Source organism: Stenotrophomonas genospecies 3 (genome assembly GCF_054473855.1).
Genome location: NZ_JBTMUR010000002.1, coordinates 510073 through 525067 on the forward strand (window position 1 = coordinate 510073; position 14995 = coordinate 525067).

Here is a 14995-nt window from a genome sequence, read left to right on the forward strand (position 1 = left end):
TGACGATCCACCTCATCAATCGGCGGCATTGAATTGATGGGCTTTACGCATCGATTCTTAGGAATAATCGCAAAATTCCAACAAGTTCGATGCTCGACGCGACAGCGGCGCCAGAATGATCGCCACGCCCTGCGGGCGCCGATCACCTCCCTGCGCATGAATGGATATCCTGCACCGCGCCGACTGCGGCTGGCACTCCTCGACGATCACGAAATCGTCCGCCGCGGCACCGCCCTGCACCTGTCCCACGACGTCCGCTTCAGCATTGTCGCCAGCCACACCCGCAGCGATGAGCTCATCGGCAGCCTGCGCCAGTTGGCAGTGGATGTCGCCATCATCGATCTCACCCTGGCGCCTGGCGACCGCAGCAGTGATGAGCTGGTTCCGCTGCTGCGCGAGTGCTTCCCACATATTCCCCTGCTCGCCTTCGCCACGCTGACGCCATCCACCCGCATCGACCACCTGCTGGCGACCGGCATCTCCGGCGTAGTCAGCAAGTCCGAGCCCCTGGAGATGCTGTCTGATGCCATCGTGCGCATCTCGCAGGGGCTGTGCCGCCTCCCTGCCGATTGCCTGTTCCCGGCGTGCCGCGAGGAACTCAGCCGCAATGAACGCGAAGTGCTGGACCTGCTCCTGGCCGGCCTGACTGTCTCGGAAATCGCGCTGCGTCGCCACCGCAGCGTCAAGACGGTCAGTACCCAGAAGGTCGCGGCCCTGCGCAAGCTCGGGTTGCGCAATGATGCGGAGATCTATGCACTGCGGCAGCAGCTGGAGATCCAATGAGGCGGCGCGTTCGCCTCCGTCTGCGCACGTCGTGCACGTTGTTGCTGGCCCTGATCCTGCTGCCGGCTGCATCGGCCGAGGATGCACAGTTGCGGAGATGGTCCGCCGGCCGCGAAGTGCGGGTTGCCACCGCGCCATCATTGCGACCGCTCCCCCCAACGCTGGCGGATTCAAGCGCACTGCCCACCCTCGCCCATGGCTATGCCAAGCTTGTGGCTCGGCATTCCGGCCTGCGCTTCCGCGATCTCAACTACCCCAGCACGAGCGCAGCGGTCGCTGCCGTCTGCCGGGACGAGGCCGACCTGGTGCTGGTCATGGGCAGCCCCTCGCATCACCCGCTTCCCTGTCCCGACCTGAGGGCCTCCGGCGCCTTCCATGGCGGCAAGACGGTATTGGCTGTGCGTAAAGGCGAGCACCCGCCCCGTGACATTACCGGCGTGAGGGCGCAGCTGCTGGCCGTAGTTGAAGGCGGTCCCTATGCCGACTGGCTGACGATCCACCACCCCCGGATCCACCTCCTGCATCTCCCCGACCGCCATGCGGCCCTGGCCGCTGTTGAAAGCGGCAACGCCGATGCTGCGATCGGGCTGGAAGCAACGCTGCACTCGATGATCCGGCAGCACTTCACGGGAAACCTGCAATTGCACCCGTTCGACAGCGGATTCTCCACCGATTTGCACCTGCTTGTCCGCCGGGAGGACCAGCAGCTGCTGGCGCGCATCGATCAGGCGCTGCGCGCCATCACCCTCGAAGAGCACGCAGGCCTGCTGGAGTTGTGGGCGCAGCAGATGCTGCCCACATCCATCGAGAGCGCACTGGATCGGGTGCGTTCCCCGCTCCTGCTCTGGCTGCTGTGTCTGGCCGCGGCACTCATCGGCCTGCCCGTGCTCTGGCAGGCGTTACGCTGGCGAATCGGCCGCGCGGAACAACGCCTCGGGCGCGCGGCGGGAATGATCAGCCATGAAGTGCGCAATTCCGCGCAGACAGTACTGGCTTCGATCGACCTGCTGAGCCAGTCACACCTGCCCAAGGGGCAGCGTGAACTGCTCGCGGCTGCCCTTGCCGCCGGCCACTCGCTGCGCAGGCTGCTCGATCGCTCGCTGGCGTTCTCGCGCCTTGCCAGCGGCAGCTTCAGGCCGCATCCCACGCCCTGCGACGTCGGCCAACTCTGTGCCCGTGCACTGGAAGCAATCCGGCCGGAGGCACTGCGGAGAGGGCTGTCACTCCAGTTGGATCGCGCGCCCGATCCAGCGCCAGTGGTTGTGCTCGATGCTGATGGACTGCGTCAGATTGTCGACAACCTGCTGGGCAATGCATTGAAATTCACCGATGTCGGCGGTATCGAGGTGCGCCTGCAACTACAACCCGCCCTGTCTCCCCGGGAGCTGTTGCTGGATGTGATCGACAGCGGCATCGGCATCGCACCCGCTCAACTGGCGCTTCTGTTCCGACCATTCCAGCAGAACGAGGATGGCCAGAGACGTGGCGGCAGCGGACTGGGCCTGACGATTGCGCACGAACTGGCCGTTGCCATGGGCGGCAACCTGACCGCACACAGCGTGCATGGGCGCGGCAGCCGTTTCACCCTGCGATTGCCGGTCCGCGCCGTTCACGGCGATCAGCCGCCCATCGAGCCGCTGCAGCAGACGCCACTGACCGGCATCGACCTGCTCCTTGTCGAAGATCATGCACTCAGCCGGCATGTCGTCGCAGAGCAACTGCGTCGGCTGGGCGCCGACGTACGCGCGGTTGCCGATGCCGACGCCGCATTGGCCGAGCATGCGCTACGACCGCGCGGCACGGTAGTACTGGATATCGGGCTTCGCGGCTCGGATGGCTATGCACTGGCGCAGCAGCTGCGCGCGCAGGCACAGGCACCTCTGCGAGTGATTGCCCTGTCCGCCCGCATGGGGCGCCGGCACGCGGCACGCTGCCGAAGGGCCGGCTTCGACGCCATCCTGGTCAAGCCGCTGCAGGTTGCGAGCCTGCTGCAGGCGCTGGACCTGCCGCCCTCGGCGCACGGCACTGCGCCCGATGACACCCCTGGCGCCGAGCCGGATTACGCTGCGGACATTGCCCATGAGCTGGCCAGGATTGAACAGGCCGTGCAGGACGCCGATGCCTCGACACTGCGCCATCATGCACATCGGCTGCAGGGAACGCTGCAGATGTGCCGGGCAACGGATCAGGCCGGCACAGCGGCCGACCTGTGGGAACTGGGGCATGAGGCCGCGCCTGACTGGGTCGAGGCGCGGCGACTGCTGCGGGGATTGCAGCAGTGGCACGGCTCCCGCAAGGCGGAAGCCGCACCATCGGCCTGATCAGGCCGCCAGGCGCTCGACCTGGCGACGGGTCAGGTCATTGAAGCGACCCAGCGACATCAGGTGCTGGTGGATCAGCGCCAGCCAGCCGCTGCGGTGCCACTCGACCACGGTCGCTTCCGGCAGCGCTACGAACTTCTCGACGTCCACCACCAGGAAGCCGTTGAGATTGAACTCGCGGCCATCCGGAGTGCGGACGGTGGCGTTGCGCTCGACCAGCAGGCCGTTGTCGATCAGCGCCTTGGAGAAGGCCTGAGTCTGTTCGTGCTCGCGGGTGTACTGGCCGCAGAACTCCAACGCCTGCTGCACCATGTCGGTGGCCTTGCCATCAACGAACAGCGGCTGGCCTTCTTCACCGCCCTTGACCACGCGCGCGCTCTCTTCGTCGATGCCCAGCAGGAAGTCGTTGTCTGCACCGGTGTCGATGAAGATGAAGGGGTGGCGACGCAGGTAGGCCGGGATATAGGCCTCGTCTTCCCACAGGCCGTCCTTGATGAACAGGTTCTGGTCGGACACGCCCACGGCTGCCATCGGCACGGCGGTCGGGCCGGCGAACAGGATCGGGAAGTGGTGCAGGGCCAGCGAGAACTCGCCCAGCACCAGCGGAATGGCGTTGTTGCCGGCGGCAAACTCGAGCCTGCCCGGCAGGATGCGCAGATCGGCATGCACATCGGCCTGCAGCGGCACCGGACGGGTGTAGAACAGGGGGGCGCTGCTCGGCGCCGCTTCGGTGGTGGTGTCGCTGGTGGTCGTCATCTTGGGAACCGTTCGATCATGCGCGCCTGCCATCCCGGGCGCGCCAGCGGGAACAACCTGAATCCCGCATTATCAACAAGCTCGATGACAACGGCCACCCCACCGACGGCCTATTTCAACTGCAGGGGGTAGCGCTGCCAGAGGACGTGGACCAGGAACCCGGCCAGCTCGGTGTCGCGCGCGCTCACCGCAGCGCGGATCTTGTCCAGCAGCACCATGTCCGAGCAGGAGCGCACATCGGCGTGGTTGGCCTGCCCGGCCCGGCGCGCGCGGTAGCGCGCTGCGCGCTGCGCGTCACTCATTGCGTACCCGAACTTGGGCGGACGACCGCGCTTTCGCGGCAGGGTCAGCTCCAGGGTTCCGGGGTCTTTGTCATCACGCATGAGAGGGGTGCGGGCGGCGGCGAGCAACGGGGGGTGCGCAATTTATCGTGAGGCATCACTTTAATCCAGCTTTTTCTGCAGTTTTGTTGCAATGCAGTGCAAATACTCGCGTGCTGATGCGGATTCATCATTCGCGCCGCTTCGCAGTAGATCCACGCCATGCGTGGATACGGAACCCCACCAACGCCTACAAAAAAGGGGAGCCCGCTCACGGGCTCCCCTCGCCTTTGCTTACGCAGCGCGTACCGGCTCGTAACCATGCAGGTGCGCCTCACTGCTGGCCCGCCCCTGGCTGAGAGACCGCAGCGACGTGGTGTAACCCACCAGCTGCGCCAGTGGCGCAAAGCCGCTGACCTCGGCGCGACCGTCCTGGTCGTCGATGCGGGCAATGCGACCATGGCGACGGTTGAGATCGCCCACCACATCACCCACCGACGCCGACGGCGAATGCACCGTCACCGCCATCACCGGCTCCAGCAGCTGCGTACCGCCCTCCACCAGTGCCGCCTTGACCGCTTCGGCACCGGCACGGTGGAACGCCATCTCCGACGAGTCCTTGGCATGCGTCTGGCCATCGACAAGACTGACCTCGATACCGACCACCGGATGGCCCTGCGGACCTTCCGACAGCGCGGCACGCACGCCCTTCTCCACCGCCGCGATGAAGCTACGCGGCACCACGCCACCGACGATGCGGTCGTTGAACACGACCTGGTCGTCCTCGCGCGGCGACACATCCAGCACCACGTGCGCGAACTGGCCCTGGCCACCGGTCTGCTTGACCAGCCGCCCCACCACGCCGGTCATCGCTCGCAGCGGTGTCTCCTGGTAGGCCACGCGCGGCGAACCTACGCCCACCTCGACCTTCCACTCGCTGCGCAGGCGCTCGACCATCACCTCCAGGTGCAGCTCGCCCATGCCCCAGACCAGGGTCTCCGCCGTGTCGCGATCGGTTTCGACGCGGAACGAGGGATCTTCCTGGGCCAGGCTGGCCAGGCCCTGCGCCATCCGGATCAGGTCGGCCGCACGCGCCGGCTCCAGCCGCCAGGCCAGCACCGGCGCCTGTGCCTGGATGTTCTCCAGGCGTAGCGGCTGCGCACGGCCGCTCAGCGTTTCACCGCTGACCGCATCCTTCCAGCCCAGCACCGCCACGATATCGCCGGCCACGGCCTGTTCGATGTCGTGGGTCTGGTCGGCCTGCACCCGCACCAGGCGACTGACACGTCGACCCTGCGGATGCTGCGAACTGGCCACGGCATCACCGACCTTCAAGGTGCCCGAGTACAGCCGCACGAAGCTCAGCGCACCGTGCTGCTGGTGGGTGATCTTGAACAGCAGACCGGCCAGCGGACCGTCCGGATCCGGCGGCAGCACCACCTCGCCGCTCTCGCTTTCGGCGGTCACGGCAGGCCGATCCAGCGGCGACGGCAGGTAATCGACCACCGCGTCCAGCAGCGTCTCGATGCCCTTGTCCTTGAAGGCCGCACCGGCCAATACCGGCACGCCCGCACCGGCCAGCGTCGCCCGTCGGATCGCCGCGCGCAGCTGTTCGGCATCGATCGCGCGACCTTCCAGCCAGGCATCGGCCAGAAGTTCGTCGTGGTCGGCCACGGCCTCGACCAGTGCGTCGCGCTGCGGCTGCCACACGGTGCGCGCGGCGGCGTCCCACGGGGTCACCGTGGTTACGGCACCATCCTGCCAGTGCAGCACACGCTCATCGACCAGGTCGACCCAGCCGTTGAAGTCGCTTTCGCTGCCCAGTGGCACACCGAGCGCCCACGGCCGCCCCTGCAGCTTGTCCTGCAGCTGCTCCAGCACGCGCTCGAACGATGCGCCGACGCGATCCATCTTGTTGACGAACGCGATCAGCGGCACGCGATGGCGACGCGCCTGGCGCCACACCGTCTCTGACTGCGGCTGCACGCCATCCACGGCCGAAAACACAGCCACGGCGCCGTCGAGCACGCGCAGCGAACGCTCAACTTCAATGGCGAAGTCGATGTGGCCGGGAGTGTCGATCAGGGTCAGCCGATGCGGCGGCAGGTCGCGCGGCGCCCACTGCGCCTGCACGGCGGCGGCGCCGATGGTGATGCCACGTTCGCGTTCGATCGCCGAGAAGTCGGTGGTCGCATTGCCGTCGTGCACTTCGCCGACGCGATGGATCTCGCCGCTTTTCCACAGCAGGCGTTCGGTCAGCGTGGTCTTGCCAGCGTCGATGTGGGCAATGATGCCGAGGTTGCGACGGTGGGAAAGGGTCTGGGTGTTCATAAAGAGGTTCCTGCAAAGCCAACTCCAGGGGCCGCGCACCCCGGTTGGCGACAGGGTGCGCGGCTAGCGTTCGGTCTCGGCGATCTGGTGCATGGCACGTTCTCCTTGCGGTACACCGGGTTACGGGGAATGGAACTGCGGAAACAAAAAGAGCGCCCCGGAGGGCGCTCTGTCGAAGGTCCAGCGATGGCCGTCTCAACGGCTTCGTGGGGCTCCAGGCAGACACGCCCGTTCCGCGCTTGCGCGGGTCAGGGTGAAAAACGTCAGGAGCGGCATCCGGTTCATGGGGCGCATTCTAGACCTGCCAATCTGGCGCGCAAGTGAATATTGCGCACATAAATGGAACGATGAAGCCGACAGCGATTGGGGTCCGGTCCCTTGGCCACGGGCAAAGGGCTCTGACCCCAGCTGACCTCACTTGCACTTGTGCAGCTTGCGCGCCTCACCCACCGTCGCAGCCTGGTCGTCCCCCATCGAGATCCAGCCCTTCAACGACATCGCCGGATCCACATGTGGCAGCCGCGGCCCCTCATGGACAATCACCTCGGTCCAGCTGCCCACCGGCGCCAACTCGGACAGACGCGCCGCCTGATCGTCTTCGGTGCTGAACATATCGTCCGGGCGCGCCGGGGGCGTCGTGTTCACGATCTCGGTCTTGCGGGAATGCACGCGCACCGCGCCATCCGGCATGCGCTGGGTGGTCACATCGAAGCGCTCCACCCCATAGGCCCATGGACTCTCCCCCGCGCTGCGGGTCCCGCTGCCATCAGCCGCCACCTCCAGGGATTCGCCCGATGCGGCACCAACGGCAGCGATTGCTCCAAGACTGGACATCATGGCCTGGTAAGCAAACATCTGACGCTGCTCTGCGGTCAACATCATTGGCTTGCCCTCGGGAAACCTGAGATACACCGCACCCTCGCACAACGTCAGCACCTGCTGACCGTCCCAGCTGAAATGCATTTCGTCACTGGCGTAGTACCTGGTGCTCATCGACGACACCGCAGCGCCCTCGCCGGAGGAATGGCGGCTCTCGATCAGCGAAGCCTGCTCGGTCGCATCCATCAGGGAAATGGAGGTTGCCGGTGCAGCACTCACCACGCCGGCAACCGCAGTCATTGCAGCAAAGAGTGCGCCGCGCGGGAAGAAACAGCTCATCACATCAGTCCATTGAAGAAAACGAACTGCACATGATACGTGGCCGCGCAGAACGACTGGACGCTCAGGTCACAACCACCAGCGGCACGCCGCGCCGTGGGTGCTCCAGCACCACCACATCCTGCTGGTAGACCCGCTGCAGGTTGTCTTCGGTGAGCACCTGCAACGGCGTGCCATCGGCTGCCACCCTGCCCTGCTCCAGCAGCACGATGCGGTCGGCATAGCCGGCAGCCAGATTGAGGTCGTGCAGCACCACGATCACGCACGCACCGGCCTCGGCACAGGCGCGCACACTGCGCAGCGTGCGTTCCTGGTGACGCAGATCCAGCGCTGCGGTCGGCTCATCCAGCAGCAGCAGCGGCGTGTCCTGCGCCAGCACGCGCGCGAACGTGGTCCGGGCGGACTCGCCACCGGACAGCTGCTGCACCTCGCGCAAGCGCAGCGCCTGCAGCTCGGCAGCATCGATCGCCGCTTCCACCTGGGCGTCATCCACGGCTGGATCCGGCGGATGCGGTAGCCGCCCCATCGCCACCACTTCTTCCACGCTGAAGGCGAAGCGCACGCCGTGCTCTTGGGGCATCACCGCACGCTCGCGCGCCAGTGGCCCGGCCTTGTAACCGGCCAACGGCTTGCCGAGCAGACTTACTTCGCCTGCGTCGGCACGCAGGTCACCGGCAGCCACCGCCAACAGCGTGGATTTGCCCGCGCCATTCGGGCCAACCAGTGCGGTGACCGTACCCGGTTCGAACGCCAGCGAGATGCCGTGCAGGATCTCGCGCTGCTGGCGGCGTACCACCACCTCATGCAGCTTCAGCAGCACGCTCATGGCGCGGCCTTGCGGCGCTGCTGCAGCACCAGCCAGAGGAAGAACGGTGCGCCCAGTGCGGCCGAAAACAGGCCCAGCGGAATCTCCGCCGGGGGATCGAGCGTGCGAGCCGCGGTGTCGGCCACCACGATCAGCAGTGCGCCCAGCAGGCCGGACAACGGCAGCAGCCAGCGATGGCCCGGACCGACCAGCAGGCGCGCTACGTGCGGCACCACCAGGCCGACGAAACTGATCGAACCGGCAAACGCCACCGCTGCGCCCACCAGCAGCGCACTGAACGCCACCAGACGACGCCGCGTGCGGGTCACATCCAGCCCGAGGTGCTGTGCCTGGCGCTCGCCCAGCGCCAGCATGTCCAGCGGCGTGGCCAACCGCTGCAACGCAAACACGCCGATGGCAAACAACGGCACCACGGCCGCCACATCGGCCCAGTTGGCGCGCGCCAGCGAGCCCATCTGCCAGAACACCAGCGACTGCAGCTCGCTCTCGCTGGCGATATATGTAAGGAAACCGATCAACGCCGAGCAGAACGCCGCCATCGCGATGCCGACCAGCAGCAGCGTGGCGTTGCCCGTACCCTTGCCGGGCCGGGCCAACGCGTAGGTCAGGCCGATGGCCAGTGCGCCGCCAGCGAACGCGGCCACCGGCACCAGCCAACCGGCCGCGCCCGCAGCACCCAGCACGATGGCGGCAACTGCACCCAGTGCGGCACCTTGGCTGACACCGACAATGCCGGGATCGGCCAGCGGATTGCCGAACAGTCCCTGCAGGCTGGCACCGGCCATCGCCAGCGACGCACCGACCATCGCGCCCAACAGGGCACGCGGAATACGCAACTGCCACACCACCGCCAGATCACGGCTGCTGACCGCCTGCGGGTCGAGCAGCCCCAGCTTCACTGCCAGCGCCTGCATCACCTCCAGCGGCGGCAACCGCAACGGACCCACGGCGAACGAGGCCAGCACTGCCCCCAGCAGTGCCAGCAACGCCACCAGCAACATCGTCCGCCCGCGACGGCGGCGCCGATCCGCCGGACTCATGCCTTCGGCAACGCCGCAAGGGCCTTGGCCAGCGCCAGCGCACCAGCACCGGAACCGACACTGGTGTACTTCAGCTGCACATCCGGCATCACCCAGACCCGATTGGCCTGCCCGGCCGGGGTCTGCTTCAGCGTCGGGTACGCCTTCCACAGGCCCTCGGCACCGCCGAACAGCTGCAGGTCATGCTCGGTCACCAGGATCACTTCCGGTGCCGCCGCGACCACGCCCTCATTGCTCAGCTGCGAGTAGTTCTTCACTCCCGCTTCGGTGCCGATGTTGACGCCACCGGCCAGTGCGATCAGCTGCGCCGACGCACTGTCGGCACCCGCAACGGTGGGTGAGCCACCGGCGCCGGTGGCCGAGACGTGGATCACTCGTGGCGCATGGCCCAACCCCTTGCCAATCGCTGCAGCCTCGTCGAGCTGACGCTGCACCTGTGTGGCAAGTGCCTGCCCTGCCTCGGCCAGCCCTAGTGCGGCGGCGACCTTGCGAACCTTGTCCGGCGCCGGCTGCAGGTCATCGATGACCACCGCCGGTTCACCCACCTCACGCAGCTTCTTCGCCAGTTCGGTGTGGCGGCGCAGACTGTTGCCGAGGAACAGCGAGCCCTGCAGGCTCAGCACGCCCTCCACGCCGGTGGTGCGGTTGAACAGGAACTGGTGCGGCGCGGCCAGGCCGGCCCCGGTGGTGGTGTTGGTCGGCGCGGCGAACACCTGCTTGTCCAGTCCGAGCGCCTCGATCACCGCGATCACGTCGTCACCACCGGCAATGATGCGGCTGGTATCGGCCACCTCGACGTCGGCGCCGTCATCGGAATGCACCTGGGCCGGCAGCACAGCCTTCTGATCGCGCACGGCCGGCATATCGGTGCCGGCCACGCGCTGCCAGCCAGCCGGCAACGCGGCTTCGCCAGCCGCGGTCGCGGCGGCAGGCTCAGACGGCTTGCCGGTGTCCGAGGGCGTCGATGAACCGCCACAGGCAGCCAGTGCCAGCGAGACAGCCAATGGAAGCGCACAGAGGCGCAGACGGGACGCGATGTTCATGCTCGTTCTCCTTGCTGGCAGGGCGACGCGCACGCCGCCCTGCCGTGTGACTTACTGCTTCGGGGTGATGCGGGTGATGCGGTCACCCTTCGGGTCTTCGGCGCCACGCGACTTGTTCACCGCGAACACGTTGCCCTTGCCGTCGGCGCGGACATGGTTCGGCAGCGTGCCGCCATCGAGGTTGGCGACCACCTTGCCGTCACCATTCACCACGGTGACCGTGCCAGCGCCACGGTTGCTGACATAGGCCAGGCCGGAGGCATCATCGAATGCGACGTTCAGCGCACCGGCGCCGACCGGCACGTCATGCAGCACCTTGCCGGCCGCCACGTCGACGATCAGCAGGTTGTCGGTGCCCTGCGAGGCTACGTAAAGGCGGTTGCGTGCCGCGTCGAAGGCCACGCCCGAGGCACTGATCGAGTTGCCCAGGTCGATGACCTTCTCGACCTTGCCGCTGGCCACATCGATCACCGCCGCTTCCGGCGTGCCGATGCTGACGGTGAACAGCTTGCCGGCCTTCTCGTCCAGCACCAGGCTCATCGGGGTGAACTTGCCGTCGTCCACGCCGGATTCCAGCGTCACTGCCGGCAGCTCCTTGAAGGTCTTGGCATCGAACACCGACAGGTGGTCTTCACCCGTGGCCGAGGCGAACACCTTGCCGTGGGTGCCATCGACCACCACGTCGCGCGCGTGCGGCACGGTGTCGACCGGGAACTGGTGGACCAGCGACAGGTCCTTCTGGCGGTAGACCGCGATCGAGTTCTGGCGGGTATTAGTCACCCATACGTTGCCATTGGTGTCATCCACGCCCACACCGTAGACCGCATAGACCGCGCCATTGGTACCGCCCGGCACCTGCGCCGGGGTGATCGCCTTGGTCACCTTCAGCGACTTCGGGTCTAGCTTCAGCAGCTGCGACTGGGTCACCGGCGGACGGCCCACGGCCGAGGTCACGAACACCGCGTTGCTGGCGGCGCTGTAGGCGGACTGGTACAGGCCCGGCACCAGCTTGTTGGACTGGGTGGCGAACTGCGCCTGGCCGGACAGCGGCAACTGCGGCGAGACGCGCAGCTTCAGCACGGTGGCTGCAGCCGGCTGGCTGGCGCGCACCACCACCGGGTGGGTGCCCGGCACCGCGTCGGCCGGAATGCTCAGCTGGGTCTTGAAGTTGCCATCGGCATCGACCACCAGCGGCTGCGTGTTGAGCACGCTGTCGCCACGCAGCAGGCTGACTTTCTGGCCCGGCACGAAACCGCGACCGATCACGTCGGCAGTGCTGCCGGGAACCACGTTCTCACCGCGCGAGACGACCTCGCCCTTGAAGGTGGCGTTGGCCGGCTGATCGAACACCGGCTGTGCGGTGGCGGTCACGGCCAGCAACAGGCCAGCGGCGAGAGAAGTGAGACGGAAAGACGGACGGAACGACATGGAAGGCTCCTTGCACACGTAGGCCGCGCCACGTGACGCGGGATTCATCGGTTGCCTGGGCCGCTGCACATCGGCAGCCTCGCCTGGGTAGTGGGGTCGCATGCCTTGGCATGCGAAGGGATTCATTCGGCGGCGTTGTCACCACCGTTGGGCGCGCCGTCACCGGCGCTGCGGTCGGTCACGCCATACAGCTCGTGCAGCGCAGCGTGGAACGACGCGGGCAGCATCGGGCCATGGCCGAGGCCGGGGAACTCGCGGTACTGCACGCGCATGCCCGGCACCTTGCCCAACCGCTCGGACAGCTGCATCGCCGCATCCGGGGTGGCACCACCGATGCGGCGCAGGTGTGCGACCACGCGCGGATTGTTCATGTCGCGCTTGCCACGATCGCCAACACGCTCGGCACCGCCCAGCATCAACCAGAGCTTTGCCGGCTGGCCATGCACGTTCTGCACGAACTGCTGTTCCGGATCACCCAGCGCCGCGCCCTGGCTCCACCACAGCGAGGGACTGGCCGCCAGATAGGACTGGAAGGCGGCGGGACGGGTGTACAGCGCATTGAGCACGAACAACCCACCCAGCGAGTGGCCCCACAGCGCTTGCTGCTGCGTATCGATGCGTGCGCGACGCTCGACTTCCGGCTTGATGCGGCGTTCGATCACATCCAGAAAGGCCGCAGCACCACCGCCGACCGCCTGGGTCGTACCGCTCTCATCGTCGGCGCGGTCGATCCACGCGGTGTAGTCGCGGGTGCGCGCCTTGGAATCGATGCGCAGGTCATTGTCGTAGCCGATCAGCACCAGCACCGGCGGCGCCTTGCGCGCGGCCAGTTCGGCCAGCAGCGGCTGGTTCAGCACCATGGCGACGGCATTGCCGTCCAGCGCGTACAGCACCGGCAGCGGCGCCTTGCTGGCCTTGGCCGGGATCGCCACATTCACCCGCCAGCGGCGTTGCTGGTCGGGACTGTCCACCACGAAATGCTCGAAGCGATAACTGACCGCCGGCTCGTCGAGCACGGTGTGGCCGATCTTCTGCAGCGGATTGCGCTGCTGCGCATGGGCGTATGGGGTGGCCAGGAGCAGACCCATCATCAAGGCGACCAGGCCGCGGGCCAGTGGACCACGGCGCGAAGGCGGGACGAAATGCTTCATCAGCGGCGGCAGAAGCGGCTCACGGCCGCCGGTTCACAAGGGACCGCAGTCTACCTTAAACGCGAATGATTATCACATCGATCGAACGTCACACTGTGTATCACGCGCGCATGAGGGCCTTCGGCACGAAACGAGGCAATGGGCAGGCTGGATTCGCGCCACGGCCATACGGCAAGCTAGGCGGTATCAACAAGAACAGGGACTGTCATAGCGTGTACGCCATTTGCCGCAGCCTTGCCCGAAAAGGGCTCGACACAATTCGCCCACACGTCTTCCCCGTGAGCATCCCGACCACCGAGAGGCCCGCGTGCAACATCTGCGGTTTCCGCCTGCGAGCATCCCGCGAAGCCATCGCCGAAAGGGAAACCCGCAGCTGTATTGGCTGCGGATCCACTCTGCGCTTCCGTGCCCTCATGGCAGCCCTGCAGTCGGAGATGGACCAAGCGCGGGAGATCCGCGTGCTTGAGCGGATCCCCAGGCGCGGACAGATCAAGGGAATCGGCATGACCGACGCCCATATCTACACTAATGCCCTGCGGCGCAAGTTCGATTACATCAATACCTACTTCCACAAGCGCCCCATGCTGGACATCCGTCACCCAGCCGCACACTACCTGGGAAAATATGACTTTGTTGTCAGCTCAGATGTGCTGGAACACGTGGATGGGCCCTGCGAGCGCACGCTCGGAAACCTGCGTGCATTGCTGAAGCCGGGCGGGCTGCTTGTGCTCACCGTTCCCTATGGATTTCACGAGGTCACGATTGAGCACTTCCCTGAGCTCAACGACTACCGGATCGAGGGCAAAGGTGCGGATCGGGTTCTTGTCAACATCACCAGCGATGGCAGGGAGCAACGATTCTCTGACCTGTCCTTCCATGGTGGTGACGGCTCAACTTTGGAACTGAGGATCTATTCGTATCCTCACCTGGTGCGATTGCTGGGGGAAGCCGGCTTTGTTGACGTCAAGCTGCACGATAGCCAATACCCGCAATGGGGCATCATCCACGAGAGCCTGCTGGGCTTGCCTATAACGGCACGCGCTGCATAGGCCGTCAGCCCCCTCCGGTATCCTGCCTCGCGCAACCGACACCCCCTTGCAAATGACGAAGCCGGCATCACGCCGGCTTCGCCCCCCCCGCTTCTGTAGAGTCGAGCCATGCTCGACTCCCGCAGCCTCACGGCCCCGCGGGAACCGGACCGTACACGTTCTCCTGCGGCGTGCCCGGCAGCAGCGAGAAGATCATGATCACAATGCCACCGCCCGGCACCAGCGCCAGCAGGAACAGCCAGCCCGACTGGTTGCAGTCATGCAGGCGGCGCACGGTCACGGCAATCAGCGGCACGATCGTGGCCAGCCACATCACGCCCAGCAGCACCACCATGCCGATCAGGATGCCGGCCAGTGCATCGGGACTGTTGCGCAGGAGGATCGCCAGCACACCGGCCAGCAGCATCACCGCGGTTGCGACCAGGAACAGAAACAGCTGGTACATCCAGTACTCGCGACGGTTGGCGCGGCCCTCGAACTGGGCGTAGCGCTTCAACGGCAGAATCATTTCCTGCACGGCATCGATCCTTGAAAGAGAAGCCGCGCAGTGTGCCAAATGCACGCGCTATGGACAATGTGGCGACGAACCATGCTCGACTGCCATTGCCCCCTGTAGAGTCGAGCCATGCTCGACCACTGTTCCAGAAGGCACCCGTAGTCCGTCAAAGAGCGGAGTCGAGCATGGCTTGTATGTTCCTCCCGGCTCCTACGAGGTATGTAGGAGCCAGGGTGGAGGGACCGTCAAGCATGCATCTGCGGATACTAGCCGACAGACGAGTCGAGCGATCC

General features: G+C 66.2%; 13 protein-coding genes. 3 read left to right on the top strand and 10 right to left on the bottom strand.

Annotation, left to right across the window (positions count from 1 at the left end; genetic code table 11):
• The first annotated feature begins 156 nt into the window (after positions 1–156).
• A complete protein-coding gene (locus ACX9OT_RS04785; protein WP_049399337.1) occupies positions 157–783 on the top strand; it encodes a LuxR C-terminal-related transcriptional regulator in 627 nt (208 codons plus the stop codon).
• Positions 780–3104, top strand: coding sequence for an ATP-binding protein (locus tag ACX9OT_RS04790; RefSeq protein WP_459001194.1), 2325 nt, complete (start codon positions 780–782; stop codon positions 3102–3104). The genes ACX9OT_RS04785 and ACX9OT_RS04790 overlap by 4 nt, the downstream gene beginning before the upstream one ends.
• Here the strand turns inward: ACX9OT_RS04790 and ACX9OT_RS04795 are convergent, their stop codons facing one another.
• From ACX9OT_RS04795 to ACX9OT_RS04835, 9 genes are all read right to left on the bottom strand, one after another.
• A complete protein-coding gene (locus ACX9OT_RS04795) occupies positions 3105–3860 on the bottom strand; it encodes a SapC family protein (RefSeq protein ID WP_459001196.1) in 756 nt (251 codons plus the stop codon).
• A gap of 110 nt (positions 3861–3970) precedes the next feature.
• On the bottom strand, positions 3971–4243 hold the full coding sequence (locus tag ACX9OT_RS04800) for a hypothetical protein (RefSeq protein ID WP_005409616.1): 273 nt from the start codon (positions 4241–4243) through the stop codon (positions 3971–3973).
• A gap of 231 nt (positions 4244–4474) precedes the next feature.
• Complete coding sequence (fusA, locus tag ACX9OT_RS04805) at positions 4475–6511, bottom strand: elongation factor G (RefSeq protein WP_459001198.1); 2037 nt, start codon at positions 6509–6511, stop codon at positions 4475–4477.
• 414 nt (positions 6512–6925) lie between these two features.
• Positions 6926–7669, bottom strand: coding sequence for a hypothetical protein (locus ACX9OT_RS04810; protein ID WP_459001199.1), 744 nt, complete (start codon positions 7667–7669; stop codon positions 6926–6928).
• 64 nt (positions 7670–7733) lie between these two features.
• The gene (locus ACX9OT_RS04815) at positions 7734–8495 is read right to left on the bottom strand and encodes a heme ABC transporter ATP-binding protein (RefSeq protein WP_006366865.1); all 762 of its coding nucleotides are present in this window, start codon (positions 8493–8495) and stop codon (positions 7734–7736) included.
• Positions 8492–9535 (bottom strand): FecCD family ABC transporter permease, encoded by a 1044-nt coding sequence (locus ACX9OT_RS04820; RefSeq protein WP_014037165.1) that lies wholly within the window; start codon positions 9533–9535, stop codon positions 8492–8494. Before ACX9OT_RS04820 ends, ACX9OT_RS04815 begins: the two co-directional genes overlap by 4 nt.
• Positions 9532–10578, bottom strand: a complete 1047-nt coding sequence (locus ACX9OT_RS04825; RefSeq protein ID WP_459001202.1) for a heme/hemin ABC transporter substrate-binding protein — start codon at positions 10576–10578, stop codon at positions 9532–9534. Before ACX9OT_RS04825 ends, ACX9OT_RS04820 begins: the two co-directional genes overlap by 4 nt.
• 51 nt (positions 10579–10629) lie before the next feature.
• Positions 10630–12006, bottom strand: coding sequence for a YncE family protein (locus ACX9OT_RS04830; protein WP_459001203.1), 1377 nt, complete (start codon positions 12004–12006; stop codon positions 10630–10632).
• A gap of 122 nt (positions 12007–12128) precedes the next feature.
• Positions 12129–13157, bottom strand: a complete 1029-nt coding sequence (locus ACX9OT_RS04835; protein ID WP_459001205.1) for an alpha/beta hydrolase — start codon at positions 13155–13157, stop codon at positions 12129–12131.
• 278 nt (positions 13158–13435) lie between these two features.
• Between ACX9OT_RS04835 and ACX9OT_RS04840 the strand changes: the two genes are divergently transcribed.
• Entirely contained in the window at positions 13436–14206 is a 771-nt protein-coding gene (locus ACX9OT_RS04840; RefSeq protein WP_459001207.1) for a class I SAM-dependent methyltransferase, read from the top strand.
• A gap of 127 nt (positions 14207–14333) precedes the next feature.
• Here the strand turns inward: ACX9OT_RS04840 and ACX9OT_RS04845 are convergent, their stop codons facing one another.
• Positions 14334–14723, bottom strand: a complete 390-nt coding sequence (locus ACX9OT_RS04845) for a DUF805 domain-containing protein (protein ID WP_071227421.1) — start codon at positions 14721–14723, stop codon at positions 14334–14336.
• Between the last annotated feature and the right edge of the window lie 272 nt (positions 14724–14995).

Excerpts from the sequence above, each read along its gene's own strand:
- ACX9OT_RS04795 (WP_459001196.1), bottom strand. The coding sequence starts at position 3,860 with ATGACGACCACCAGCGACACCACCACCGAAGCGGCGCCGAGCAGCGCC.
- ACX9OT_RS04790 (WP_459001194.1), top strand. The coding sequence starts at position 780 with ATGAGGCGGCGCGTTCGCCTCCGTCTGCGCACGTCGTGCACGTTGTTG.
- ACX9OT_RS04810 (WP_459001199.1), bottom strand. The coding sequence starts at position 7,669 with ATGAGCTGTTTCTTCCCGCGCGGCGCACTCTTTGCTGCAATGACTGCG.
- ACX9OT_RS04800 (WP_005409616.1), bottom strand. The coding sequence starts at position 4,243 with ATGCGTGATGACAAAGACCCCGGAACCCTGGAGCTGACCCTGCCGCGA.
- ACX9OT_RS04815 (WP_006366865.1), bottom strand. The coding sequence starts at position 8,495 with ATGAGCGTGCTGCTGAAGCTGCATGAGGTGGTGGTACGCCGCCAGCAG.
- ACX9OT_RS04785 (WP_049399337.1), top strand. The coding sequence starts at position 157 with ATGAATGGATATCCTGCACCGCGCCGACTGCGGCTGGCACTCCTCGAC.
- ACX9OT_RS04830 (WP_459001203.1), bottom strand. The coding sequence starts at position 12,006 with ATGTCGTTCCGTCCGTCTTTCCGTCTCACTTCTCTCGCCGCTGGCCTG.
- fusA (WP_459001198.1), bottom strand. The coding sequence starts at position 6,511 with ATGAACACCCAGACCCTTTCCCACCGTCGCAACCTCGGCATCATTGCC.
- ACX9OT_RS04835 (WP_459001205.1), bottom strand. The coding sequence starts at position 13,157 with ATGAAGCATTTCGTCCCGCCTTCGCGCCGTGGTCCACTGGCCCGCGGC.
- ACX9OT_RS04825 (WP_459001202.1), bottom strand. The coding sequence starts at position 10,578 with ATGAACATCGCGTCCCGTCTGCGCCTCTGTGCGCTTCCATTGGCTGTC.
- ACX9OT_RS04820 (WP_014037165.1), bottom strand. The coding sequence starts at position 9,535 with ATGAGTCCGGCGGATCGGCGCCGCCGTCGCGGGCGGACGATGTTGCTG.